General features: G+C 66.3%; 13 protein-coding genes. 3 read left to right on the top strand and 10 right to left on the bottom strand.

All coding sequences use genetic code 11. From position 1 onward, the window contains the following. Positions 1–4: 4 nt before the first annotated feature. The 6 genes from secF to KF724_05475 all read right to left on the bottom strand — a co-directional run bounded on the left by secF (position 5) and on the right by KF724_05475 (position 8,267). Positions 5–3,679, bottom strand: coding sequence for a protein translocase subunit SecF (gene secF, locus KF724_05450; GenBank protein MBX3355126.1), 3,675 nt, complete (start codon positions 3,677–3,679; stop codon positions 5–7). An 89-nt stretch (positions 3,680–3,768) separates the two neighbouring features. Next, positions 3,769–4,215 (bottom strand): preprotein translocase subunit YajC, encoded by a 447-nt coding sequence (gene yajC / locus KF724_05455; protein MBX3355127.1) that lies wholly within the window; start codon positions 4,213–4,215, stop codon positions 3,769–3,771. Between the two features lie 10 nt (positions 4,216–4,225). Next, a complete protein-coding gene (locus KF724_05460) occupies positions 4,226–5,512 on the bottom strand; it encodes a queuine tRNA-ribosyltransferase (GenBank protein MBX3355128.1) in 1,287 nt (428 codons plus the stop codon). A gap of 2 nt (positions 5,513–5,514) precedes the next feature. Beyond that, a complete protein-coding gene (locus KF724_05465) occupies positions 5,515–6,687 on the bottom strand; it encodes a rhomboid family intramembrane serine protease (protein ID MBX3355129.1) in 1,173 nt (390 codons plus the stop codon). A 12-nt stretch (positions 6,688–6,699) separates the two neighbouring features. After that, positions 6,700–7,758: a site-2 protease family protein gene (locus KF724_05470; GenBank protein MBX3355130.1), complete on the bottom strand. Its 1,059-nt coding sequence runs from the start codon at positions 7,756–7,758 to the stop codon at positions 6,700–6,702. Continuing rightward, positions 7,755–8,267, bottom strand: coding sequence for an NUDIX hydrolase (locus KF724_05475; GenBank protein ID MBX3355131.1), 513 nt, complete (start codon positions 8,265–8,267; stop codon positions 7,755–7,757). The genes KF724_05470 and KF724_05475 overlap by 4 nt, the downstream gene beginning before the upstream one ends. 54 nt (positions 8,268–8,321) lie before the next feature. Between KF724_05475 and KF724_05480 the strand changes: the two genes are divergently transcribed. Next, positions 8,322–9,149: an ABC transporter ATP-binding protein gene (locus KF724_05480; protein MBX3355132.1), complete on the top strand. Its 828-nt coding sequence runs from the start codon at positions 8,322–8,324 to the stop codon at positions 9,147–9,149. 12 nt (positions 9,150–9,161) lie between these two features. Next, positions 9,162–10,106, top strand: a complete 945-nt coding sequence (locus KF724_05485) for an MCE family protein (GenBank protein ID MBX3355133.1) — start codon at positions 9,162–9,164, stop codon at positions 10,104–10,106. Positions 10,107–10,139: 33 nt separating this feature from the next. Here KF724_05485 and KF724_05490 read toward each other — a convergent pair whose 3' ends face one another. The 4 genes from KF724_05490 to xseA are packed head-to-tail and all read right to left on the bottom strand — an operon-like array spanning position 10,140 to position 13,987. Beyond that, a complete protein-coding gene (locus KF724_05490; protein MBX3355134.1) occupies positions 10,140–10,790 on the bottom strand; it encodes an OmpA family protein in 651 nt (216 codons plus the stop codon). A gap of 2 nt (positions 10,791–10,792) precedes the next feature. Further along, positions 10,793–12,127, bottom strand: coding sequence for a prepilin peptidase (locus KF724_05495; GenBank protein ID MBX3355135.1), 1,335 nt, complete (start codon positions 12,125–12,127; stop codon positions 10,793–10,795). Between the two features lie 24 nt (positions 12,128–12,151). After that, positions 12,152–12,442 (bottom strand): exodeoxyribonuclease VII small subunit, encoded by a 291-nt coding sequence (gene xseB, locus KF724_05500; protein MBX3355136.1) that lies wholly within the window; start codon positions 12,440–12,442, stop codon positions 12,152–12,154. 12 nt (positions 12,443–12,454) lie between these two features. Continuing rightward, positions 12,455–13,987: an exodeoxyribonuclease VII large subunit gene (xseA, locus tag KF724_05505; protein ID MBX3355137.1), complete on the bottom strand. Its 1,533-nt coding sequence runs from the start codon at positions 13,985–13,987 to the stop codon at positions 12,455–12,457. Between the two features lie 24 nt (positions 13,988–14,011). On the opposite strand from xseA, the gene recG reads away from it, so the two are divergent. After that, on the top strand, positions 14,012–16,117 hold the full coding sequence (gene recG / locus KF724_05510; protein ID MBX3355138.1) for an ATP-dependent DNA helicase RecG: 2,106 nt from the start codon (positions 14,012–14,014) through the stop codon (positions 16,115–16,117). Positions 16,118–16,136: the final 19 nt, after the last annotated feature.

A 16,136-nucleotide genomic window follows, 5' to 3' on the forward strand; every position in this document is an offset into this window, starting at 1 on the left:
TGCGTCAGATCGGACGAGCGAGTGCCGACTTGTCCGACGGGTGTTCTGCCAGGCCCGCCTCCTCCTCGGCACGCTGACCAGAATACACCAGCGGTGCGGCAATCGCGATTGAACTGAAGGTGCCTGCAATCAGCCCCACCAGCAGGGTCATGCTGAACGGACGAATCGCGTCGCCACCCAGCACCACCAGGATGACTGCGGACATGATCGTGGTTCCGCTGGTCAGCAGGGTTCGGCTGAAAGTCTGGTTGATGGCGTCGTTCACCACCTGCCGCGTGGCCAGCGCCATTCGCCCTCGTCGCTCACGGACTCGGTCGAGAATGACAATGCTGTCATTGATGTTGTAGCCCGTGATCGCCAGCAGGCCGGCGATGACATTGAGGTCGATGCGGAAGTCCTGCACGCCGATCGAGGCGCCGAAGTTGGTCATGGCCAACCACTCGCTGCCGGCGAGGAAGCCGAGACAGACGCAGAGATTGAAGCTCAGCGCCAGGATCACACCAAGCGAATAGCGAAGCGAACCGAAGCGCACCCAGATGTACCCGAGCATCAGGATGAGGCTCAGGCAGACGGCGATGACCGCGTTGGCGAGAAGGGACTGGGCCACCGTGGGCGAGAAGCTCGCAACCTGATCGAGCGAGGTCTCCGTTGCGAGCGCCTGCGTCACGAGCGCCCACTCTCGCTGCGCAAGTTGCGCGTCCCATGTCTCGAAGGGAACCTTCGGCAGGTTGACGAGCGGATCACTGACGAGAATCGCAATCGAGGTGTAGCCGCGCTCCGGGACCTCGGCATTCGCAAGATCGAGGCCGACGATCCGTACTTCGCGCCCCGCCGCATCGCTGAAGTCCGGCTGCGTGCGCATGCGGCTCAAGCGACCTCGCGCTTCATCGAGCGTGATCGGTGGGTCGATGGCCTCGAGCGTGATGGCCACACCGCCCCGGAAGCGACCGATCGGATCAGTGAGCTCGGGGCGCCCCACCACTTCACCAAGGGAGCGCTGCTGAATCGGTCGGGTGTGAGCCGTGTGGCCGCCCTCCGAACCTCGGAAGGAGCGAGAGAGCTGGGCGTCGAGCTCGGCCGCAAATGCGCCGGTGAGCGCACGGACCGCATCATCGGTGAGGGCACTCTCATCCACGGCCCCCGGCGGATTGCCGATCTTGACCTGGAAGCTGCTTGCCTGGAAGTCGGAAGTCATCTCGCCCAGGGTCAGCACGCCTGCCGTGCGGAACTGCCCGGCCACGCTCTCCGAAGGCCCCGATCGGCCGATCTCCTGCAAGCGCCGCTCGACCTCCTGCCGCGAGATGAGAATGCGTCCGTCGGACGAACTTGGTCCGGTCGGAATCCGAAGCTCCGTTCCCGGCTGCAAGGCCGCGAAGTCGACACCCGGGTTGAGCGCGACGATTGCCTCGGGGGGCACGCCGGTGATTTGCGCGGCGATCGAGGCCGGCGTATCACCCGCTCGGGCCTGATACGGCCGCGTCTCGACGCGCTTCGTGGTCATCGTCATGGCGACACCACCGCGGAACTCCGTGTCGAGCATGTAGGAGCCGCGCGAGGCCACGAGGCCGATACCGATGATCGCCAGCGTGATGGTCGTGCCGAAGAGCATCGGCCGCAGTCGGATCCAGTCGATGCTCGGGACGAGGAAGCGATTCACCGCCGGGAAGACAGTGGTCACCATCGGCAGCTTCTTCGCGCCGATCCAGTCGGTGTAGATGACCATCAGCACTCGGGAGAGCCAGACACCGCCGAGCACCGTCGCAAAGGCGCCGATCATCATCGTGACACCGAAGCCCTTGACCTCGGCGCCCGCGAAGTAGATGAGCACGATGCAGACCATGATGTTCGTCACATTGCCGTCGAGAATCGCGCTCAAGGCCCGTGCGAAGCCGAGTCGCGCCGCCTTCTTCAAGGGTTCCTTGTTGTTCACGATCTCCTCGCGCATGCGCTCGAAGATGAGCACATTGGCGTCGACCGCCATGCCGATCGCCAGCGCGATACCCGCGAGTCCCGGCATCGTGAAGGTCGAGTCGATGAAGGCCATCATCCCGAAAATGCTCAGGATGATGAAGGCCAGCGCGATGTTCGCGATGATGCCCGCCACCATGTAGTAGCAGAGCATCAGGATGGCCACGGCCACCACGGAGAAGAGCACGGCACTGAGGCCGCGAACGAGATTGTCAGCTCCGAGCGAAGGTCCGAGGACATTCACCGAGATCGGTTCAGGCGAGAGCTGTCCTGCGAGCGCACCGGCCTGAAGCACGCGCGTGAGGTAGTTGATGTCGTCGCGACTGAAGTTGCCGTAGATCACACCCCGATCGCGGATGACGCCGTTGATGTTCGCCGCGGTGTAGACCTGCCGGTCAAGGACGACCGCCATCGGCTTCTGAAGATTGTTGGCTGTCAGCACGCCCATCAGCGCTCCGCCGGCGGTGTCGAGACGGAAGCTCACCGCCGGGCGACCCAGGTCATCGACATCAGGCCTTGCGCCCACCATCGCCCAGCTTCGCCCCGGGTCATGGGTGATGCTCTTCCCGTCGGTGGTGTAGAGCAGCAGGTAGGGCTCGCCCTCGAACACACCCGCGACGAGTTGACGCCGCTGCTGGAAGTAGCTCACCGGATCCGCCCGCGCTTCCGCGAGGAGCGCCGGAGTGTCCGCCCACTGCTTCAGGTCCTGCACCTTGAACCATCGGGCGACGGGCGAGTCGGTCGCCTCGGGGCCTCGCTCGGCGAGCTGCTGACGCAACTCGACGGGGTTCACACCCTCGGGGTTGGCGGCATCAACCGCGATGAAGAACTCGAGCACACCGGCGCCACGGAAGAGCCGCTTCAGGTCCTCCGGACCGTCCAAGCCCGTTCGCCGCGCTTCGAAGGCGGCCCAGGTTTCGAGCACGCGGTCAAGTTCCGGTGCGAGCCACGGAATCTGCTCCCGGATGATCGCGATCTCTTCATCGCGCTCACTCGGGCCCATGACCACCCTGTTGCGGTCGTCCATGCGAGGCTTGCCCGTGACAGGGTCGAGGACCGCCCTCGGCCTTGGTGAGAGGGCGAGTGCGCGGATCAGGCGGCGCTCCGAAATCCCCGCGCTCGCCAGCATGTCCGCCCCCTGTTCGAGCGCCACTTCCGCCTCTGCGAGCGACGCTGTCGCTGCCCGAAGCGCAGCATCGTCGCCGGCCAGTGCCGCCGACTCCAACGCCTGACGAGCCTCCATGGCCCGCGCCGCAGCTCGTTCAAGCGCCGCGAGCTGCGCCCGGCGTCCCTCGTCGGCGCCGCCGAATCTCGTGACGGCGGTGCCCGCCTTGGCCGCCGCAACGAGCTCGTCATCATCCACGCGCGACGAAGAGACGAGATTCTCAAGCGCTGAGCGGAAGGTGAGCTGGAGCGCCTGCACCTCGGGGCTCGGCAGCGGCATGACCACTTCGAAGCGGTTGAAGCCCTGCGGCAGGAAGGAGATATCGAAGACGCCCTGCGGGTTCGCACGATCCTTCAGGACATTGATGACATCGGTCACCACCGCGGAGTTGTCCGACCCTGGTGGAATCTCGACCGAGTAAATCAGGCTGACGCCGCCGCGAAGATCGCGACCAAGGCGGAGGGACTCCTTCGGTGGCACGAGGAGATAGACAAAGCCTGCCGCAAGCAGCGCGATGATGAGAAGGTGAATGCCAGGTCGTTTCATGGGTGATTCGTTCGTTCAGGGCGTCGAGGTGCGATCGTGCCCCAACCCTGAGGCCGGGGGACGCATCTCCGCGTGTGCAGTCAGGGAGATCAGGTCTTCGCCTCTTCGCTGCTCTCCGGGGCCTCTTCCAGCACCGATTGAATGGCGTCACGGGAGAAGGTGATCCGCGTGTTGGAGCTCTCGTCGACCTTCAGGACCACCGTGCGCGGCTTGATCTCGACGACGGACCCGATGATGCCGCCCGAGGTCACCACCCGGTCGTGCTTGCGGAGGGCGCTGAGCATCGCCTCTCGCTGCTTGCGCTGGCGTCTCCCGGTGAAGATGGTCATCATGAAGAGGACCGCCACCATCGCGAGCACGATGAAGATGAAGGGGTCCATCCCCCGCTGCGTCGCGGCCCCGGCGGGTGGGTTCGCCGCCGAATTGTCGACAGCAGTTCCGCCACCCTGGCCGCGGGCGCTGGTGGCGTTGACGGCCTGATCGAGGGGCGTTCCCTGGAGCGCAAGGGTCCAGGCCGAGGGGCTGAGATCGAACATGGTCATTCCTTCACTTCGCTGGCGGGGTCGGCGACAGGCAGGGCCACGCCCCCCTGATTGAGGACCACGCATCATCCCGGATCGCCCGCCGGATGTCCAGCAGCAGGCATTGGAAGTGCCGGAGGTTATGGAGGCTTGCCAGGATCGGCCCCAGCATCTCGCCCGCCTGAAAGAGATGTCTCAGGTATCCGCGACCGAAGCCGCCGGCACACACCTCGCAATCGCACGAGGCATCAAGCGGCTCGGGATCGTCCGCAAAGCACGCATTGCGCAGGCGAAGCGGACCCTGGCGGGTGAAGACGAGCGCATTCCGCCCGCTCCGTGTCGGCAGGACGCAGTCGAACATGTCGACTCCCGCCTCAACGGCCGCCACAATGTCGCGCTCATAGCCGACCCCCATCAGGTAGCGCGGCTTGTCTTCGGGCAGGAGCGGCGCCGTGAAGCGGACGACGCGCTCGATCTCTTCGGGCGTCTCGCCGACCGCCACTCCGCCGATCGCATAGCCGGGCAGCTCGATCGCGCAGGTCAGTTCGGCCGACTGACGACGAAGGTCAAGATCAGTGCCGCCCTGCACGATGCCGAAGAGCGCTTGGCGCTCCGGTGCACGGTGCGCGGCAACGCACCTCTTGAGCCAGCGCGCGCTGCGGTCGACCGCCTCACGACGCCGCGCCGCAAGATCCTGCGGTCGCGCCACGCGCGAGGCTCGGAGTGTCGATGGCGCGCTCGCACGCCGCGCGGGCGCGGCGGGGCGCTCGCCAGACTCGGATCGTGCGCTTCGGGAGTCGTCGTCTCGCTGACCACCATCACCCCGGTCACTGTCCGCATCTTCCTCGCCCCCATGCGCCGGCGGGCAGTCGTCGAAGGCCATGATGATGTCCGCGCCGAGATCGTTCTGCACCGCCATCGATGACTCGGGCCCCATGTGCACGCGCGACCCATCGATGAAACTTCGGAAGGTCACGCCATCCTCGTTGATCTGATTGGAGGCGCTCATCGAGAAGGCCTGGAAACCGCCGGAGTCGGTCAGGATCGGACCATCCCAGCGCATGAAGGCATGCACGCCCCCGAAGCGGCGCACACGCTCGCTCCCCGGACGCAGCATGAGATGAAACGCGTTGTTCAGGATGCACTGCGCGCCGCTTGAGCGCACCTGCGATGGCGTCAATCCCTTCATTGCCGCGGCGGTAGCCACCGGCATGAACGCCGGTGTCTCGAACGCGCCATGCGGCGTCGTCACTCGTCCGAGGCGCGCCTGGACGCCTCGAGCGCGAGCGAGAATGTCAAAGCGAATGGCCATGCTCAGTTGCGCGACGACCTGCTGGCCCTTCGAAGCGCCTCCTGCTCGGCGCGGGAGAGCGATTGGAGCCCCTCGCGGCTCACCTTCTCGAGAATGCGATCGACTTCGGCACGATCCGGTGCCAGGTCCCGCGGCGAGGGGCGGGGTGCCGCGCCGCCGGACCTCGCGCGACGCGAGCGGCTCGTGGGATCGGCGCGGCCGAGAAAGTCAAAGAAGCCGTGGAGGTGATTCGGGTTCCTGATGAAGTACCACCCGGCGATCGCGCCTCCGATGTGCGCGGCCTCCCCTCCGGCGTTGTTGCCCTGCATGATCACGGTGAAGAGCGCCACACCCACGAGGACATACGCCAGCGTGTCCATTCGCATCGGCAGGATGCCCCAGACATAGACGCGAGCGTGGGGCACGAGGTACGCGCCGGCCATGAGCACGCCGAAGACACCGGCACTGGCTCCGACCAAGGGCGTCTCGGGATCATTGAAGAGCAGGAAGGGCGCCCACTTCATCGCCTGCGGCCCGAACATGATCACCGCCTGCGTCCCCACACCATTCAGGAGCAGGTACATGAGCGCTCCCGCGATACCGCAGAGGAGATAAAACGCGAGATAGCGCTTGCCGCCGAGCGTGCGTTCCACAATGGGTCCGAAGAACCAGAGACCGATCATGTTGAACGCGATGTGCCAGATTCCCCCGTGAAGGAACTGAAAGCCGATGAAGCGCCAGAACTCGAAGCCACGGAGCGAGCCGTCGGGTGCGCGATGCACCACCGCCGAGCTCGTGGAGAAGTAGAGCCATGAATAGAAGAACGGCTCGGCGCGATAGACCTCGCGAGCCACGGGGCGACCGGCGGCATCGAGCAGCAACCGAACTCCCACCGATCCGGGAACGACCGGTCCCTGCGTCACCGGCTTGATGCCATCGGGCGCTGCGGTCAGGGTCTTGAAGCGCTCATGCTCCTCACGGGAGTCGGCGAACATCATGCCCCGCGGCCACTCAACTCCCTGAAAGACCCAGCGCGCGGGCAGGAATGGGTCGAGGATGAAGACCGCGGCGCAGAGAATGATCAGCCATGTGTTCACCGAGAACCGTGGAAATCCCCCGACGGCGCCGGGTGAGAAGCTCGGGCCACGGCCCCGTGCCGGGCGGTCGGTCATGTACGAGCGGTCGGCAAGTCCCATGGATGACTCACTCTACTGGCCACGCCGTCGCTTCGTGGCCCGCTTGAGGAAGCGACGCTCGGACCAGGTCAGTGCGGCGCGTCCCTCCCGACCGATCTTGGCGAGAATCTCATCGAGCTTTCGATCCTCCTGTTCGAGCGCGTCGCGACGACGCGCCTCAAGCGCCGCGCGTCGTCGGGCCATCCGCTCGGCGCGCTGCCGCTCGGCGAGCGATCGCGGATCCTCGAGACCTTCATCCATCGCATCGGTGAACTCGATCCGGCGCATCGAGATGAAGCAGGTCAGGCCGCCCACGAAGGCAACCGCACCCAGAACCCAGCTCCCGATGACGATCGCCGCCACCATCACCACGATCGCCATGATGAACCCGACGCGCGCCGCGGTTCGCGCTGCTTCCACCGCCTCCATGCGGCGCGAGAGCATCGCCCGAAGCGCCTGCCCCCCGTCGAGCGGAATCATCGGCAGCAGGTTGATGAGCAGCAGGATCCAGTTGACCCAGTGAACGATGAAGAGCGCCTCGAGATCGCGCCCCGAAAGAGTGACGAAGGCCGCAGGTGAGAACGGATTGGGAAGGAGGAGCGAGGTGCGCCAGCCGGCCATGAGCCCGAGCAGCGTCGCCGTGATGCACCAGATGGCCAGATTGACAAGCGGGCCGCCGAGGGCCGTCCAGAGTTCCGCCGTCCAGCGCGGCGGCGGTGAACACCACGCGAGACCGCCAAGCGGCCAGATCAGGATCTCATCTGCATCACCGCCCGAGGTCCGACAGGCGACGACATGCCCCGTCTCATGCGCGAGAACCAGCAGAAAGAGCGCGCCGAGCGCGACCAGCATGCGCGGCAGATCGAATGGGGTCGCCGCGCCTTCGCCGGGATCGGCGAGCACGCTCTTGAGCAGGGCGATCACGATGACCACGAGGAAGAGCGCATGCACCCTGACCGTCACGCCGCCCGCATGGCCGATCGGCAGCGACCAGCTCAGCGGATCATCGAAGCGAGGATGCGCGCTGCGCCAATCGCCCATGAGTCCTCCCCGATCGCCGCGACCCTCGCCCCAGCCATCGCTCCCCTTCACGGCGCCGCCAATCTCCAGAGGGCGAACGCGGCAATGGTCTTGCCATCGCAGATCCGGCCATCCCGGAGCATGTCTTCGACCTCGGTCGCCGGGACCAGATCAACTTCGATCCGCTCGCCCACCTCGAGGCGCCGCTCACCAGGCGAGAGCCCCCGAGCGACAAAGGCGTGCATGAGTTCATCGGCGAAGCCCGGCGATGTGTAGAAGGTGCCAAGCGGTCGGATCTCGGAGGCGGAGTAGCCCGTTTCCTCCTCGAGTTCGCGCGCTGCGGCGAGAGCGGGGTCCTCGCCCCGCTCGAGCTTTCCGGCGCAGAACTCGCGCAGCCAACTGCCGACGGACACTCGAAGATTTCGGATCATGACCAGGCGACCATCGTCAAGTTGTGGAACGACGACGACCGCTCCCGGATGGCGCACGATGTGGCGCGTGATCTCCCGACCCCCTTCGAGGTTCACGCGCAGTCGATCAATGCTGAAGATTTCGCAGTCGAGCACTCGATCGACTTGCACGCCGGGCTCCTCCGGCCGGATCATAGACGGATGCCGAAGGAGCCGGACCTCACCATGCCCGCGCCGCCCCAGATGCGGGTGGTGGACCTGCACAAGTCCTTCGGCAGACTCCAGGTTCTCACGGGGATCTCTGTCGACTTTCCTCGAGGTCAGACGACCGTTGTCCTCGGTCCATCGGGCTGCGGCAAGAGCGTGCTGCTCAAGCACCTCGTCGTCATCGAGCGCCCGACGCGCGGCGAAGTCTGGTTTGAAGCGACTCGCATCGACAGGCTCTCCGAGACGGCGCTTGGACCGATCCGCCGTCGCATCGGGTTTCTCTTCCAGCAGAGCGCTCTCTTTGACTCGCTGACGGTCTTTGAAAATGTCGCCTTCCCGCTCCGCGAGCAGGGCATGCGCGACGGCGACGAGATCGCCGGCCGCGTCGAGCGTGTCCTTCGCATGGTGGGATTGCCCGAGAAGGCGAAGCAGATGCCCGCCGATCTCTCCGGCGGCCAGCGGAAGCGCATCGCGCTCGCGCGGGCGATTGTCCTCGAACCCGCGGTGGTCCTCTACGACGAGCCGACCACCGGACTCGACCCGATCCGCGCCGATGTCATCAATGAACTGGTCCTGAAGCTTCGGGATGAGCTCTCGATCACCGGCATCGTGGTCACCCATGATCTTCACAGTGCCTTCAAGCTGGCCGATCGGATGGTGATGATTCACGAGGGCAAGGTGCGGCTCCAGGGCGTTCCGGAGCTCTTCCGCGAGTCCACCGACGAGATGATCCGTCGATTCCTCGCGGGCGAAGCACTTCCGGAGGAGCTGGCGGAAATCCGCAGGAACGGCCATGATCCGGTGTTGCGACCGCCCCCCACGCGAAGCACCCCAGCCTCGCTCTGAGCCACCACTCCCATGAACGCACGCCTTCGGGACTTCATTGTCGGACTGACATCCATCGTGGCCCTCGTCGGATTCGCGGCGCTGCTGCTGCTCTTCGGTGAGCTTGCGTCGCTCTGGCAGACGCGCTATCCACTCGTGGTCCGAGCGAACACAAGCGCCGGCCTGCGCGTCGGCAGCCAGGTCACCGTCAATGGGGTCGTCGTCGGAACCGTGCAGGATGTCTCGCTGGATCTCAATGACCGCGAGCACCCGGTGCGCATCCTCGCCCTGATCGACGAGCGCTTCGATGTTCCCCTCGATGCCCGCCCCGCCGTCGCCATCTCGCTGCTCGGCGGCGGCCAGAGGCTTGATCTCCAGGTCCCCTCGACATTCGAGGGCGAGGTGCGCATGGCAAGCCGCACCGCGCCGTCGGTGATCCTCGGTCGCTTCGAATCGCTCGGGGACATTCTCGACCAGGTGAAGAACGCGGCGGTCAATGCCTCCTCCGCCATCGCCAGGCTCGAGGGGTCGTTCGACGAGGTCGGTTCGCTCATGGAGCGAGCGGGCAACGCCTTCGATGGCGTCGGTCGCGCCGCTGGGCAAGCTCAGGAGACGCTGGCCAAGGCCGACCTCTGGCTCGGCGATGAGCAGATGCGCGAGGACATTCGCGGCACGCTCTTCAATGCACGCCAGGCGACGGCCGCGATCGCCCGGATTGCCGATGGCGTCGAGGTCGACGCCCCGAAGCTTCTGGCGAGCCTCACGCGCGCGAGCGATCAGCTCTCGGTGTCCTTGAGGGAGATTGACCGGCTCATCGTGCAGGCGCGCGAGGGTCAGGGCACCGTGGGCCGCCTCATGAGCAATCCCGATCTCTATCAGAACCTCAACGACGCGGCGCAGCGCCTCTCCGCCGTGCTGCGCGAGGCACAACTCCTGCTTCAGAAGGTGAAGCAGGAGGGCCTTGACATCAAGTTCTGACGAAGACGCGGCGTGCCGTACCGCGCCAGAATCTCACGCGCCGATGACGATGATCTCGACGCGCCGACTCTGCGCCTTCGTTGCGCGGGGCTGATCTGGCCCAAAGCTCGCGAGTGAGATGCGGCGACCATCGAGCCCCTTGCTCACCAGATACTCGCGGACCGTGTAGGCGCGATCGAATCCGAGGTGGTAGTTGCTCTTGAAGCCGCTTCGACGAATCGGGTCAGTGTCGGTGAAGCCGACCACGCGAATGTCGCGGCCGGGATACTTCTCACGAATGACGGAGGCGACACGATCGAGCGAGCGCCGCGACGCGGGCTTGAGTTCGGTTCGACCGCTGTCAAAGAGCACATCGCCTTCGATGGAGACATGCACTTCGTTGCCCACCCGAGTTGCGGTGACGCCGGTGATGCCCTCGAAGCCGCTCTCGCTGAATCCCATCTGCGGCTGCGCGGTCGGAGTGGCAGAGGGACCGGATCGTTCCGCGGCATCGGCTCGCGCAACAGCAGCAAGGCGCTCGCGCTCGAGGGAATCGAGAGCCGCGTTTCGGTCTGCAAGTTGCTTCCGAAGGTCGTCCGTCTCCTGCTTGAGGAGGGCGATCTCGTCCTTCTGGGCGCTGTCGCAGCCTCCAAGAAGGGAGAGCGCGAAGGTGAAAGGCAGGAGGGCAATGGCCAGTCGACGCATGTTCAGACTCCTTTCCGAATCTCTGACGGGGATGCGGCCCCGACGGGCCACCTGAACCCGGTCTCCGCCGGGAATCCGCGGATTCCACCCGATCCGGCAGGCTTTGTAAAGACCCCGGGAATCTCGCTGGGGATGACCTGCGGAATGATGAGCCGCCCGAGGTCCACGAAGAGTGGCCGTCCGAACAGGATTGCCAGGACCCCGATGGCGAGATAGGGACCGAGCGGCAGTTCCCGGCTCGATCGACCTCGCAGGAGCGCCACCCCCCGCAGTCCGAAGGTCACGATGAGCGCCACGAAGATCGCCGGGATGAGCGCCGCGGTCGGAACAACCCAACCGAGAGCCGCCCCCACGGCCGCCATCAGGTGCACATCGCCCATGCCCATCGCCTCGCGCCCGAAGGCCAATGATCCGAGGACTCGAATCGCCCAGAGGACCCCGCCGCCCACGATGAACCCAAGCGCCGAAGCGCCGACGGCCGCGAACCACAGTGGTGGCGAGCCGTCCGGCAATCTCGGCTCAAACACGATGATCGCGGTCATTCCCGCAACGCACGGGGCGAGGAAGACGAGTTCGCGCACCATCTCGCGTCGGGCATGGGGATAGTCGGCGAAGGTCTCGCCCGGCTTCACGAAGTCCTCGTAGTCGGCGAAGCTCCGCGCGATGCCCCCGAAACGCAGGAGGGCGCAAGACGCGAGGATGCCTGCGAGCCCGGCAACCCCCACCGAGGCGCCGAACCATCCGGCGAGCGGAATCGCCCACCAGCCACTCGCTGCGGCGCGGGGCGTCTCCGGCATGAAGGCTTGTACGGCGATCCCGGCGAAACCGGTGACCGCCATGAAGGTCGTGATCTGACTTGGAATGATGAAGCTCTTCGCATCAATGAGCGATGCGGCGACAAGCCCGCCGACGATCGCCAGAAGCGCGACGAACGCAGGCGCCGCGCGGAGTGGGCCCATGTCCACCCACCAGGGGTTCGTCATGAGTCCGGCGCCGCTTCCGAAACGCACCTCGAAGAGAAGCAGATAGAGCGCCCCAAAGAGAAGCGCGACCAGCAGCTCGACCAGCGGATAGTGCACGCCGACGCGAGTCCCGCAGCTCCAGCAGCGGCCGCGCGCGAGAAGCCAGCCGAGGATCGGGAGATTCTCATGCCATGCGAGTCGACGACCGCAGACCGGACAGCGACTCGGCGGCGAGCGCAGGCTCATCCCCCGCGGAAGGCGATACACCACGACATTGATGAAACTCCCGACGCAGGCGCCGAAGGCGAAGACGAACGCCCCCGACACCAGCGCGGGGACGAGCGACAGGAGCGTCGACCATGGGTCATCGAACATGGGGCGCCCGAAGGTGGTCGAGGGTCACACCGGCTCATCCGGTGCGGCGGGAAGATCACGACCTGCCACCTGGTCGACCTGGGTCTGCGCGGCATCGAGAATGCGCTCGCAGTGGCGCAGGAGAAGAACCGCTCGACGGTGGGAGCGGATGCCATCTTCCAGTGAAAGCGTCCCCTCTTCGACCTGCTGGATCAGCGACTCCAGTTCGCCTAGCGCCTGCTCATAGCTGAGCGCCGCGACTCCCGCAGCCTCCGCCTCGGCGGCGGGAGTCTCTGAAGTCTTGCCCGAATCAGTGGATCGCGCCGACTTGGCCATGAGCGCACTCTATCACGCGACACCATCGTCGCCCGGCGGCACGCCTCTTTGGACTTCGCTGAAGAGGGAGCCGGTGGCAAGACGCGTGCGGATCACAACGCCGGGTCGGACGCTCGCCGCATCCCGCACCACGCGCCCGTTCGGATCGGTGGTGATCGAGTAACCACGGGCGAGCACCTGCTCGGGCCCGATGCCTTCGAGATGTCGTCGCACGGAGGTGAGTTCGCCCCGTTTCCGAGAGAGCGCACTGCGAATCGCACGATCGGCTCGCCCCCGCAACTGCGCCAATCGCTCTCGCGCTGCCGTGTGCCGCGCCCGCGGCGAAGAGCGCTCCAGTCGCCGCTCCGAAAGCAGCAGGCGCTCCCGCTCCACCCTGAGGAAATCACGAATCGCATCAGAGAGATCGCGACGGACCACGGCGAGCGACTCCCGTCGGCGATCGATGAGAGCCTCGCGCGGTCGGCGCACGAAGGTGCTTCGCGCGAGCCCGCGAAGGGACTCTCGCTCGGCGCTGAGCTGCCGACGGACGGCGCGATCGACCCGGACTCGCCAGTGGGCGATCTGGTCGAGGAGCGCCCGGCGATCGGGAAGCAGGAGCGTGATGCCGCGCGTCGGCGTCGCGGCGCGATGCGCAACGAGTTCGATCACTTCGATATCGGGTTCATGGCCGATCGCCGCGACAAGCGGAGTACGGCATGCGAAGGCCGCTTCGGCGACGACGCGCTCGTTGAAGGCCCAGAGGTCCTCGCGGCTGCCGCCGCCGCGGGTCACCAGAATCGCATCGATGCCGAGCCTCGACGCCGCGTGATCGACACGGTGAATGGCCCGAGCGACCTCAAGCGCAGCGCCCTCGCCCTGAACAGGGACATCGACGACCAGGATGCCGACACTTGGACAGCGGGCTGCCGCGGTCGCAAGGCAGTCGCGAAGCGCCGCTCCAGCCCTGCTCGTGATGATGGCGATGCGCCGCGGCAGGAGTGGAAGCGGCGGCTTGCGATCGTCGTCGAACCAGCCTTTCGCGCGCAATTCCTCGCAGAGTGCGCGGAAGCGAGCTTCAAGGGCCCCCAGCCCGCGAGGCTCGATCCGCTCCACGATGAACGAGGTCTTGCCTGAGGGAGCGTAGAAGGAGAAGGTTCCAGTCACCCGGACTTCGTCGCCCTCACGGATCTCCTGGGCGCGGCTTGCGCGAGTCTTCCAGAGGACGCACTGGATGACGCTCGACTCATCCTTCAGGTTGAAGTACCAGTGGGTTCGCGTGCTCAGTCCGCTCACCTGTCCGACGATCCGAATGGGGCGGGCGATCGATGCGAGCGCGTCATCGACGAGCTTGGCTGCCGCCGTCACCGAGAGGTCCCGCGGCTCCCGCTCGGAGTTCGCCGCAGAGGGATCCTCAGGGCGTTCGATCGCAGGCGCGGGCGGTGCGTCAGGCGCCGGCGGCGGATTCACAGGCGCCGGGGAGGGCGCAGCCGGCGGCACCGGTGGTCGGGCGGGATCTGGAAAGAGTCCCCCGAAGGCGAGCTGAGCATCAAAGGGTCGCCGTGCCACGCTCCGTATAGTACGGGAGCCTCCATGTCGTCGACCGCCATCACCCTGAATGGAGCGCTCGAGTCGCTGCCGGGTGTCGGTCCGCGCACCGCGGCGGCGCTCGCGCGACTGGGGCTTCACACGATCGCCGATCTGCTGCGCCACCTGCCGCTGCGTTACGAGCATGAGCGCGCCGAGCACTCGATCTCCGAGTGCGAAGCGATGATCCCGCAGCGCCCCGGCGCTGAAGCGCACCTCTCCGTCCGAGGGGAGATCGCCGTCTCGCGCATCATCCGCCGTGCCCGGCCGCGGGTCGAGGCGACGCTCGAAGATGAGACGGGCTCCATGCGACTCGTCTGGTTCAATGCGACATGGATGGATCGTCGCGTTCGCCCGGGCACGCGAGGCGTTGCGCAAGGGAAGGCCGCTCGACGGCAGGGCTATCTCGAGATGGTCAATCCCACATGGGAAGTGATCGCCGGGGAGCGCGAGCCACCGCCGAGGTCGGAGCGCATCAGGCCGATCTACCCGGCCAGCGAGGCGCTCCCTTCGTCGCGACTCGAGGCGATGGTCGAGACGGTCCTCGACGCCGCCATCGCGCAGATCGACGATCCGCTTCCCCCCGACTATCGCCGCACACGCGATCTGCCGGAAGTTGCGTGGGCGTGGCGCGCCATGCATCGGCCCACCGATCTCGACGAGGTGTCAGTCGCACGGCGGAGGCTCGCCTTCGACGAACTCTTCATTCTTCAACTCGGCGTGATGATGCGGCGATCGCAGTGGCGCCGCGCCGGTCGTGCCGCCACGCTGCCTCTCACGCGGACGATCGATGAGCGGATTCGCGCGAGGCTTCCTCACCGCCTGACACCGGAGCAGGAAGTGGTGGTCGCGGAAATCGTCCAGGACCTTGCCCGCGGCGTTCCGATGAACCGCCTGCTCCAGGGCGATGTCGGCAGCGGCAAGACCCTCGTTGCGCTCTTTGCGATGCTTCTCGCCGTGGCGCAGGGACACCAGGCGGCGCTCGTTGCGCCTACTGAGATTCTCGCCGAGCAGCATCATCAGGTCCTCCGGACCATGCTGGCGATGAGCCAGGTGGAGGTCGCCCTCCTCACTGCGGGTCGTGGCGCGGCGCGACGAGCCGAAACGCTCGCCGCCCTTGCCGACGGCAGCGCCGGAATCGTGATCGGAACCCACGCGATCCTTGAGCCGAGCGTGCGCTTCAAGAGCCTCGCCCTTGCGGTCATCGATGAACAGCATCGCTTCGGCGTTCACCAGCGAGCGGCGCTCCGCGCCAAGAGTGACGGTCCCGTGCCCCATGTGCTCGTGATGACCGCGACGCCGATCCCACGAACGATGGGCATGACGCTCTACGGCGACCTCGATGTGAGCACGCTGCGAGGCCGCCCCCCGGGCCGACGCCCCGTGCTGACGCGCTTCGTCTCCGGCACGAAGGCGCCCGAGGTCTACGCCTATGTGCGCGGAAGGCTCGATCGGGGGGAGCAGGCCTTTGTTGTCGTGCCCGCGGTGGACGAGAGTGATGCGGGCCTCAAGGATGTCCGCAGCCATCTTGAGTTTCTGCGCAGCGGCCCCTTTCAAGGTCTCGAAATCGACATGGTCCATGGTCGCATGGGCGGCGAGGAGCGTGATGCGGTCATGTCGCGCTTTCGTCGCGGAGCGCTCGCGGCGCTCGTGGCGACGGTGGTCATCGAGGTCGGCGTCGATGTGCCCAACGCCACGATGATGATCGTGGAACATGCGGATCGCTTCGGGCTCGCCCAGCTTCACCAGTTGCGGGGCCGGGTCGGTCGCGGCGAGAAGGCGAGCCTCTGCGTCTTCATCGCCGATCCGGTCACGCCGGAAGCCACCGAGCGACTCGAGTCGATCGCGCGCATCGATGACGGCTTTGAGATCGCCGAGATTGACCTGAAGCTGCGCGGACCGGGCGAGCTCTTCGGCGCCCGGCAGTCGGGCCTGCCCCCCTTCCGAGTTGCCGATCTCACGCGAGATGGCGATCTGCTCCGCATGGCGCGACGCGATGCGCAGGAGTGGATCGATCGAGACCCGGACCTCCGCGCGCCGGAAGTTGCGCGACTGAAGCGCAAACTCATGGCCACCTGCGGCGAGGCGCTGGGGCTCGCCGATGTTGGCTGAGCCTGGTCGGGCTACCATG

The sequence above is a fragment of the Phycisphaeraceae bacterium genome, from assembly GCA_019636735.1.
Taxonomy (GTDB): Bacteria; Planctomycetota; Phycisphaerae; order Phycisphaerales; family SM1A02; genus VGXK01.